This window comes from Pararhodobacter sp. CCB-MM2 (assembly GCF_001691415.1).
In the GTDB taxonomy this organism is placed as follows: Bacteria; Pseudomonadota; Alphaproteobacteria; order Rhodobacterales; family Rhodobacteraceae; genus Pararhodobacter.
Map to the genome: position 1 here is coordinate 22,568 of NZ_LRRR01000042.1, position 9,416 is coordinate 31,983.

Below are 9,416 nucleotides of genomic sequence, written 5' to 3' on the forward strand. Positions count from 1 at the left end.
CGGCAGTGATCGCGGGGGCCTCTCCTTTTCTTCCCCCCGCCCCGAGAGCCCCGCCATGAGCGATACCGCGCGCCCCGCAGAACAGCCCCGGCGCCGCTCGTTGATCGATTCCCTAGAGATCGACACGCGCCTTCTGGGCATGATCGCGGCCTTTGCCGTGATCTGCATCGCCTTCAGCGTCATGACCGACGGCCGATTCCTGAGCGCCCGCAACATCTTCAACCTGTCGATCCAGACGGTGAGCGTTGCGATCATGGCCACGGGCATGGTCTTCGTGATCGTGACCCGCCATATCGACCTCTCGGTCGGTGCCCTGCTCGCCACCTGCTCGGCCGTGATGGCCATGACGCAGAAAGCCTGGCTGCCGGATTATCTGGGGCTGGAGCTGGGCCATTGGGCCATCGCCCCCGTCGCCATCATCGCGGGCCTTCTGGCCGGCACGCTGATCGGCGCCGCGCAGGGCTGGCTGGTCGGCTATCTGACCATCCCCGCCTTCATCGTCACGCTGGGCGGTCTGCTAATCTGGCGCAACGTCGCCTGGTATCTGACCGGCGGCCAGACGATCGGCCCGCTGGACGAGAATTTCCAGCTGTTCGGTGGCATCAACGGCACGCTCGGTGTGACCGGAAGTTGGGTCTTCGGCATCGTAGCCGCCGCGGTGGCCGTGTGGATCGTCTTCTCGGCCCGTCGCGCCAAGCTGCGCCACGAATTCCCGGTGAAGCCTCTGTGGGCCGAGGGTGTCCTCGCCGCCGGTTTTGCCGCGCTGATCCTGGGCTTCATCGCCATCGTCAACGCCTATCAGGTGCCGCTCGGCCGTCTGCGCCGCGAATTCGAAGCGCGCGGTGAGGTTCTGCCCGAGGGGTATACCGAAGGCTACGGCCTGCCCTATTCGGTGCTGCTGCTCTTCGTCGTTGCCGTGGTTATGACCATGGTCGCGCGCAAGACCCGCCTTGGCCGCTATATCTTCGCGACCGGCGGCAACCCGGATTCGGCGGAACTTAGCGGCATCAACACCCGTTTCCTGACCGTGAAGGTCTTCGCCATCATGGGCTTCCTCTGCGCCCTGTCGGCGGTGGTCGCCTCGGCCCGTCTGACCAACCACGCCAATGACATCGGCACGCTGGACGAATTGCGCGTCATCGCTGCGGCGGTGATCGGCGGGACGGCACTGTCGGGGGGCCTCGGCACGATCTATGGCGCGATCCTCGGTGCGTTGATCATGCAGTCGCTGCAATCGGGCATGGCCATGGTCGGCGTCGACGCGCCGTTCCAGAACATCGTCGTCGGCGCCGTGCTGGTCGAGGCCGTACTCTTGGACATCGCCTACCGCGTGCCCACGGTTCGGCCCAAGGCGCTGCTCTTCCACTTGATCGGTCTGCCGATCCTGATCTTCGTGGCCTTTGGCTGGCTCTTCGCCCTGATCGCCGCAATCGTCGCCGTGGCCCTTGGCTTCGCTGCCCGCCAGAAAGGAATGCTGTGATGGTCGACCGTACCGGAACCCCGCTGGTCGAGATGCGCGACATCTCGATCTCGTTCGGCGGCATCAAGGCCGTCGATCATGTCAGCGTCGATCTGTACCCGGGCGAGGTCGTGGGCCTTCTGGGCCATAACGGCGCCGGCAAGTCGACGCTGATCAAGTGCCTGTCCGGCGCCTATCGCAAGGATGCGGGCCAAATCTTCGTCGACGGCAAGGAAGTGGATATCCAGAACCCGCGCGATGCCCGCACCCATAATATCGAGACGATCTACCAGACGCTGGCGCTGGCCGATAACCTCGATGCCTCGGCCAACCTGTTCCTCGGCCGCGAGATCACGACGCCTCTGGGCTTCGTCGACGACGCGGCGATGGAGGCCGAGACGCGCAAGATCATGGGCCGCCTGAACCCGAACTTCCGCAAGTTCAACGCGCCCGTATCGGCGCTGTCGGGCGGTCAGCGGCAATCGGTGGCCATCGCGCGCGCGGTCTATTTCAACGCCCGCGTTCTGATCATGGACGAGCCGACCGCCGCTTTGGGTCCGCAAGAGACGCAGATGGTGGCCGATCTGATCAACGAGCTTCGCAAGCAGGGTCTGGGGATCTTCCTCATCGACCACGACGTGCATGCGGTGAAACGGCTGTGCGACCGCGCGGCGGTGATGAAGAACGGCGAACTGGTGGGCGTCGTGAAAGTGGATGAAGTGACCGAGGACGACATCCTGGCGATGATCATCCTTGGCAAGAAGCCTGAGCATCTGGCGGCATAATGTATATTGGACTGGATTTGGGGACGTCTTCGCTGAAGGCGATCCTGATTGACGACGACCAGCGCGTGCTGGCCGAACACACGGTAGCCCTGACGGTCGAGCGTCCGCATGACGGCTGGTCCGAACAGGACCCGGCGCAATGGGAAGCGGCGGTGCGCGAGGCACTGGCCTCGATCCGCGCGCAGAAGGATTGCTCGGGGCTGAAGGGCATCGGTCTCTCCGGCCACATGCATGGCGCGACGCTCTTGGACAAGGACGGCAATGTCCTGCGCCCCTGCATGCTGTGGAACGACACCCGCAGCCATGCCGAGGCCGCCGCGATGGACGCCGATCCCGCCTTCCGCGAGATCACCGGCAATATCGTCTTCCCGGGCTTCACCGCGCCCAAGGTCGAATGGGTCCGCCGGCACGAGCCTGAGATTTTCGCCAAGGTCGCCAAGATCCTGCTGCCGAAGGACTACCTGCGCTACATCCTGACCGGCGACTACGTGGCCGAGATGTCGGATGCGGCGGGGACGAGCTGGCTCGACACCGGCGCGCGCGATTGGTCGGATGCGCTGCTGTCGAAATGCGGCCTGTCGCGCGATCACATGCCGCGTCTGGTCGAGGGCTCGGCGGTTTCGGGTCAACTCCGCGCCTCACTCGCGGCCGAGACCGGGCTTCCGGTCTGTGTCGTTGCCGGTGGCGGCGGGGACAATGCCGCCGCCGCCATCGGCGCGGGCGTGGTGCGCGAGGGCGAGGCCTTCCTCAGCCTCGGCACCTCGGGCGTGCTGTTCGCCGCGAATGACCGTTACCGCCCCGACCCGGCGACCGCCGTGCATGCCTTCTGCCACGCCGTTCCCGGCACCTGGCACCAGATGGGCGTGATCCTTGCCGCGACGGATGCGCTCAATTGGCTGTCGCGCCTGACCGGTCAATCGGCGGCGCAGCTGACCTCGGATCTGGGGGCGCTGAAGGCGCCGTCCAAGACCCTGTTCCTGCCCTATCTCGGCGGCGAGCGGACCCCGCATAACGACGCGGCGATCCGCGGCCAGTTCCTGCATCTCGACCACGCCACCGACGCACAGGCCGCCGCCCGCGCGGTGATGGAGGGCGTGGCCTTCGCCTTTGCCGATTGTCGCGACGCCTTGGGCGCGACGGGGACGAAAATCAACCGCGCGCTGGCGATCGGCGGCGGCGCGCGCTCGGGCTATTGGCTCGACGTGCTGGCGACCGCCTGCGGCTTCCCGCTCGACGTACCGGCGCAGGGCGAATTCGGCGCAGCCTTGGGCGCGGCGCGGCTGGGGCTGATGGCCGCCACCGGCGCGGGTGTCGAGGCAGCCTATGCGCCCCCCGTGGCCCGCAGCCACGAGCCAGACGCGGCTTTGGCCCCGGCCTTTGCCGAGGCGCATCAGCGCTACAAGGCGGCCTATGCCGCGATCAAGACCCTCTGACGACAGGAAAGACCATGACCGATTATTTCAAGGGCATCCCCAAAATCCGCTTCGAGGGTCCGGACAGCGACAACGAATTCGCCTTCCGTCACTACAACCCCGAGGAGCTGGTGCTGGGCAAGCCGATGAAGGATCATCTGCGCTTCGCCGCCGCCTATTGGCACAGCTTCGCCTGGCCCGGCGGCGATCCCTTCGGTGGCCAGACGTTTGAGCGCCCGTGGTTCGGCGAGACGATGGATCATGCGACGCTGAAGGCCGACGTGGCGTTCGAGCTCTTCGACATCCTCGATGTGCCCTATTTCTGCTTCCACGACGCCGATGTGCGCCCGGAAGGGTCCAGCTTCGCGGAATCCACCGCCCGCCTGCGCGAGATCACCGATTATTTCGCCGAGAAGATGGCGCAGACCGGCACCAAGCTGCTCTGGGGCACCGCGAACCTGTTCAGCCACCGCCGCTTCATGTCCGGCGCGGCCACGAACCCCGACCCCGAGGTCTTTGCCTACTCGGCCGCGACCATCAAGACCTGCATGGACGCGACGCTGCAGCTGAACGGTGAGAATTATGTCCTCTGGGGCGGGCGCGAGGGCTATGAGACGCTGCTCAACACCGATCTCAAGCGCGAGCGTGCGCAGGCCGGGCGGATGCTGCAGATGGCGGTCGATTACAAGCACAAGATCGGGTTCAAGGGCCCGCTGCTGATCGAGCCGAAACCGCAGGAGCCGACGAAGCATCAGTACGATTACGACGTCGCCACGGTCTATGGCTTCCTCAAGGACTTCGGCCTTGAGGGCGAGGTGAAAGTCAATATCGAGCAGGGCCACGCCATCCTCGCCGGTCACAGCTTCGAGCATGAGCTGGCGCTGGCGGCGGCGCTGGGCATCTTCGGGTCCATCGACATGAACCGGAACGATTACCAATCGGGCTGGGACACGGACCAGTTCCCGAACAACGTGCCGGAGATGACCTTGGCCTATTACGAGGTGCTCAAGGCGGGCGGCTTCACCACCGGCGGTACCAATTTCGATGCCAAGATCCGCCGTCAGTCGCTCGATGCCGAGGATCTGATCCTTGCCCATGTCGGCGGTATGGATGCCTGCGCCGCTGGCCTGAAAGCCGCGGCCGCGATGCTGTCCGATGGCAAGCTGGAAGCCGCGCGCGAGGCTCGTTACGCGGGTTGGGACACGGATGACGGCAAGGCGCTGCTGAATTCGGACCTCGAGTCGATTGCCGCGATGGTCGAGGAGAAGAAGCTTGATCCCAAGCCCCGCTCGGGCCGGCAGGAGCGTCTGGAGAACCTCGTCAACCGCTATCTCTGATTGCGGTTGGAGATCCTGTGTTGACGGGCGGTTCCTTCGGGGGCCGCCCGTTTGCGTGGGATCGGCGCAAAAGTGCGTATTTGGGGCAGAATGAAAGAACAGGGCGCGCGTCTTGTTCATCACCTTGTCCGAAATACTCCCTTCGGAGCGCCCTTTACACCGGCGCGCGATCCGGCACAGGATCGCCCGGATTTCTAATGCCGGGGACGACGATGGCCTTGATCGACGAATTGCGTAGCCTGTTGGGCGAGGCGCATGTGCTGGGGCCCGAGAAACTGTCGCTGCGCGACCCCGGCTGGTGCAAGACCTCGCAAGCGGCGGGGCTGCTGGTGCGCCCGGCGGATGCGGCGGAACTGGCGGCGGTGCTCACGGCCACGCCGGGCATGGGGATCGTCCCACAGGGGGGGCTCACCGGCCTCGTCGAGGGGACCGAGAGCCATCCGGGCCAGCTGATCGTTTCCTTCGAGCGGATGAACAGGATCGAGCTGATCGACCCCGCGCAGGGCATGGCGCTGGTGGGGGCCGGGGTGACCCTGGCCGAGCTCGATGCCGCCTTGGAGCCCTATGGGCTGATGGCGGGCGTCGATATCGGCGCGCGGGACAGTTGCACCATCGGCGGCATGGTCTCGACCAATGCGGGCGGCATCCGCGTGTTGCGTTACGGGATGATGCGCGCGGGTGTGCTGGGGCTGGAGGTGGTGCTGGCCGACGGCGCGGTCTTAGATCTCACCTCGCCCCTGATGAAGAACAATGCGGGCTATGATTTGAAGCAGGTGTTCATCGGTTCCGAGGGGACCTTGGGCCTCGTGACCAAGGTCGCGCTTCGGCTCTTCCCGCGCCCGAAGGCCATCGCCACCGCGCTGGTCGGCATCGCGCCCGAGGCGCTGTCGTCCTTCATGCCCCGTCTGCGCGCCGCCTTGGGCGACGATCTGGCCGCCATCGAAGGGATGTGGCCCGCTTGCTATCGCTATTGCGCCGCCTCGCAGGGGTTGACGCGGCTGCCCTTGGCCGAGGGACCCGGCCTGTTCCTGACGCTGGAAGCCTTCGGGCCTGACGACCAGACCGCGCGCGAAGCGTTGGAGGCGGCCTTGGTGCCGGCCTTGGAGGATGGCACCATTAAGGACGCAGTGATTGCTCAATCCGAGGCCGAGCGCGCCACGATCTGGCGCATCCGCGAGGGCGGGGGGCTGATCGGCTCGGGCGGCGAGCCGGGCTATCATTATGACGTGTCGCTGAAGCTGGCGGACCTCGATCCCTATGTGCAGGCGCTGGAGGCGGCCTGTGCGGGGCTGGAGGGCGTCTCGGTCCTGGTGTTGGGCCATGTCGGCGACGGCAACCTGCATCTGTCCTTGATGCTGGACGGCCCGCTGCATCCGCGTGAGGTCGTCGATGCGGCGGTCTATGGCACCTTGCGGCAGTTCCAAGGCGGCTCGGTCTCGGCCGAGCATGGCATCGGGCTGGAGAAGCTGGCGGCGCTCAAGGCGGCGCAACCGGCCCCGGTTCGCGCGGCGATGCTGGCGTTGAAGGCGGCCTATGATCCCGAGAACCGGCTCAATCCGGGCAAGGTTCTGGGCTGAGGACTGGACAGCGCCGCCGCGCGGCTCACATTTTCTTGACAGGATTTTTCGCGAAACCGGCAATCCGGGTGAAACGGAGCGGCCCCTTGGCCGTACTGTCCTGCAAAGGGGCGCGTCGATGTGGCCCCAGGCAAAGGAGAGACCCATGGCCCGCCGTTGGACGAATGACCTGACCCCTGCCGATGTGACCCCCAAGGCGATGTGGCTGAACCGCCGCCAGCTGATGGCTGGGTTGGGCGGTGCTGCGGCGCTGTCCATGGCCGGGGGGCGCGCTGCGGTGGCGCAGGGGCTGGAGCCCAACACGCTGGAGCAGATCACCACCTACAACAATTTCTACGAGTTCGGCACCGGCAAGACCGATCCCGCCGCCAATGCCGGCGCGATGGTCACCGATCCCTGGTCGATCCAGGTGGACGGCATGGTCGACCGGCCCGGCAGCTACTCGCTGGCCGAGCTGCTCGACGGGCTGGAGGTGGAGGAACGCATCTACCGCTTCCGCTGCGTCGAGGCCTGGTCGATGGTCGTGCCGTGGAACGGGGTGGAGCTGGCCGATGTGCTGGACCGCGTCGGTGTGCAATCGGGCGCGCAATATGTCGCCTTCGAAACCATCGTCCAGCCCGAGACCATGCCGGGCGTGCGCCGGGGCGTCATCCCCTTCCCCTATGTCGAGGGGCTGCGTCTGGATGAGGCCCGCCACCCGCTGACCCTGCTGGCCACCGGGATCTATGGCGAGCCGATGCCCAAGCCGAACGGCGCGCCGATCCGGCTGGTGGTGCCGTGGAAATACGGCTTCAAATCGATCAAGTCGATCGTGCGCATCACCCTGACCGATACCCAGCCGCCGACCACCTGGAACGCGCTGAACCGCCGCGAGTATGGCTTCTATTCCAACGTGAACCCCGAGGTGGACCATCCCCGCTGGTCGCAGGCCTCGGAGCGTCGGATCGGCGGCGGGCTGTTTGCCAGCCGGCAGGACACGCTGATGTTCAACGGCTACGAGGACGAGGTCGCCTCGCTCTATGCCGGCATGGACCTGCGCGAGAACTACTGAGATGACCGTCGCACAATCCATCAACCGGGCGCAGAGGCATGTCCCGGCCTGGCCGATCTATCTGCTGGGTCTGGCGTGGATGGGGTGGCTGTTCTGGCTGGGTCTCTCGGGTCAGCTGGGGCCGGAGCCGATCAACACGCTGGAGCGCAAGTATGGCCTCGTGGCCTTGCAGATCCTCGTGGCAACGCTGGCGATCACGCCGCTGCGGACGTGGACCAACATCAGCCTGATCAAGTACCGGCGCGCGCTGGGGGTGACGGCCTTCGCCTTCGTGCTGGCGCATTTTCTGGTGTGGACGCTTTTGGACCTGCGATCCCTGTCGCGGATCGGCGAGGAAATCGTCAAGCGCCCCTACATCACCATCGGCTTCGCGGCCTTCGTGTTGCTGATCCCGCTGGCGGCGACCTCGAACAACTGGTCGATCCGCAAGCTGGGCGGGATGGGATGGCGCAAGCTGCACAAGCTGACCTATCCGGCGATCCTGCTGGGAGCCGTGCATTTCGTCTGGCTGGTGAAGGGCTATCCCTGGGAGCCGTTCCTCTACCTCGGGGCGGTGGTGGGGCTGCTGGCCCTCAGGCTGATCCCGAAACGCAGGCCTCAGGCGGCCCGCCCGCCGGCCGGCGCCGTCCCCCGCTGACGACCCGCCATTGCAAAAGGCGCCCCCGGAGACGGAGGCGCCTTTCTCATTCCGGCGATCAGGGGTGTGACCCTTACTCGGTGACTTCGGCGACGATCTCGGCCAGCAGGTCGTTGGCGGGGCCCATGCTCTCGGCGCTCTTGTGCATATAGCCCAGCATCACCTCTTCACCCGGACGCTCCAGCACTTGAATACCATAGGGGCAATAGACGACGTTCTGCCAATCGGCCTCCATCACCTGCCGTGAGATATTGGCCGAGCAGAACATGTAGATCTCGGCATTGGTGAAGAGCACGACCTCGCTGCCGAGGTCGGCACGGGTGCGCTCCAGCATCTCGCCGACATGGCTGACATAGTCGACCACCAACCCGCGACCGACGATCGCGGATTCGAGGGCGAAGGCCGTATCCTCGAACGACATGCCCGAGGGGGTGAGCACCAGCTCGTCGGCAAAAGCGGGCAGGGCGGTCAGGCAGGCCCCGAGGGCCAGCCCGAGGGTGACGCGATTCATCATGATATCCTCCCGTAGGCGGGCAGGGGGCCCACCGGTCTACATTCCCATGTTTGCATGTAGCGCGAGTCGTTGCACGGTGATTCCGGTGATCGACTCGGAATCAGAACGGGATTCGGCGCCCCAACCTGTGGGACTCGGGGCTAGATTCGGCCATTTCTGACCGACGGGTCAGGAAATTGCGGCCCGGAGGGGCTATCGGCAACATTCAAACCGGGCGCAAACCGGAGCCTGAGGGCGATCCGGGGCAGGGAGCGAGAAAACTTCTGCCCGAAAACCCAGCAAAACAGGGCTTTGTGACGGCTTCGCGAAGAAAAACGTCCCACGTCTTCATTTTTCCTCTTGCGGCTTTTCGGCGTGGGGCCTAGATACCGCCTCACCGAAGCGGCGGGGACGCGGAAACGCGAACGAAGCAGCGACGGCAGCCGGCGGGCTGGGTCGAGAGGCTGAAACGAAATCTGGATGCGAGGCGAGCGAAGGCGCTGGGTGACTGGCGGGTTCTGCGTGTTGTGTTCGGAGCGCTTTTTGAAAATTTGGTGATGAAGGGATATGCGGGCGGTTTGGTTCGTTTCGATGGATCGGACGTCTGTATATCGGCTCACTAGGGTTTATTCCCGATGATGTGAGTGTCAGCTTCACTGTTTTGC

General features: G+C 65.4%; 8 protein-coding genes. 7 read left to right on the plus strand and 1 reads right to left on the minus strand.

The features are described from left to right. Window positions 1-55 precede the first annotated feature (55 nt). The 7 genes from BCY78_RS22690 to msrQ all read left to right on the plus strand — a co-directional run bounded on the left by BCY78_RS22690 (window position 56) and on the right by msrQ (window position 8,258). Window positions 56-1,480: a sugar ABC transporter permease gene (locus BCY78_RS22690; protein ID WP_068306386.1), complete on the plus strand. Its 1,425-nt coding sequence runs from the start codon at window positions 56-58 to the stop codon at window positions 1,478-1,480. After that, window positions 1,480-2,244, plus strand: coding sequence for an ATP-binding cassette domain-containing protein (locus tag BCY78_RS22695; protein WP_068306388.1), 765 nt, complete (start codon window positions 1,480-1,482; stop codon window positions 2,242-2,244). The genes BCY78_RS22690 and BCY78_RS22695 overlap by 1 nt, the downstream gene beginning before the upstream one ends. Next, window positions 2,244-3,677: a xylulokinase gene (gene xylB, locus BCY78_RS22700; RefSeq protein ID WP_139103286.1), complete on the plus strand. Its 1,434-nt coding sequence runs from the start codon at window positions 2,244-2,246 to the stop codon at window positions 3,675-3,677. The genes BCY78_RS22695 and xylB overlap by 1 nt, the downstream gene beginning before the upstream one ends. Window positions 3,678-3,691: 14 nt before the next feature. Next, window positions 3,692-4,993 (plus strand): xylose isomerase, encoded by a 1,302-nt coding sequence (xylA, locus tag BCY78_RS22705; protein WP_068306392.1) that lies wholly within the window; start codon window positions 3,692-3,694, stop codon window positions 4,991-4,993. A gap of 212 nt (window positions 4,994-5,205) precedes the next feature. After that, window positions 5,206-6,570 carry an FAD-binding oxidoreductase gene (locus BCY78_RS22710; RefSeq protein WP_068306403.1) on the plus strand — a complete coding sequence of 455 codons (1,365 nt, stop codon included), beginning with the start codon at window positions 5,206-5,208 and terminating at the stop codon, window positions 6,568-6,570. A gap of 145 nt (window positions 6,571-6,715) precedes the next feature. Next, window positions 6,716-7,621: a protein-methionine-sulfoxide reductase catalytic subunit MsrP gene (msrP, locus tag BCY78_RS22715; RefSeq protein WP_068306394.1), complete on the plus strand. Its 906-nt coding sequence runs from the start codon at window positions 6,716-6,718 to the stop codon at window positions 7,619-7,621. A gap of 1 nt (window position 7,622) precedes the next feature. Then, on the plus strand, window positions 7,623-8,258 hold the full coding sequence (gene msrQ, locus BCY78_RS22720; RefSeq protein WP_068306395.1) for a protein-methionine-sulfoxide reductase heme-binding subunit MsrQ: 636 nt from the start codon (window positions 7,623-7,625) through the stop codon (window positions 8,256-8,258). Between the two features lie 73 nt (window positions 8,259-8,331). On the opposite strand, the gene BCY78_RS22725 is transcribed toward msrQ, so the two are convergent. Then, window positions 8,332-8,772, minus strand: coding sequence for a DUF302 domain-containing protein (locus BCY78_RS22725; RefSeq protein WP_139103287.1), 441 nt, complete (start codon window positions 8,770-8,772; stop codon window positions 8,332-8,334). Window positions 8,773-9,416: the final 644 nt, after the last annotated feature.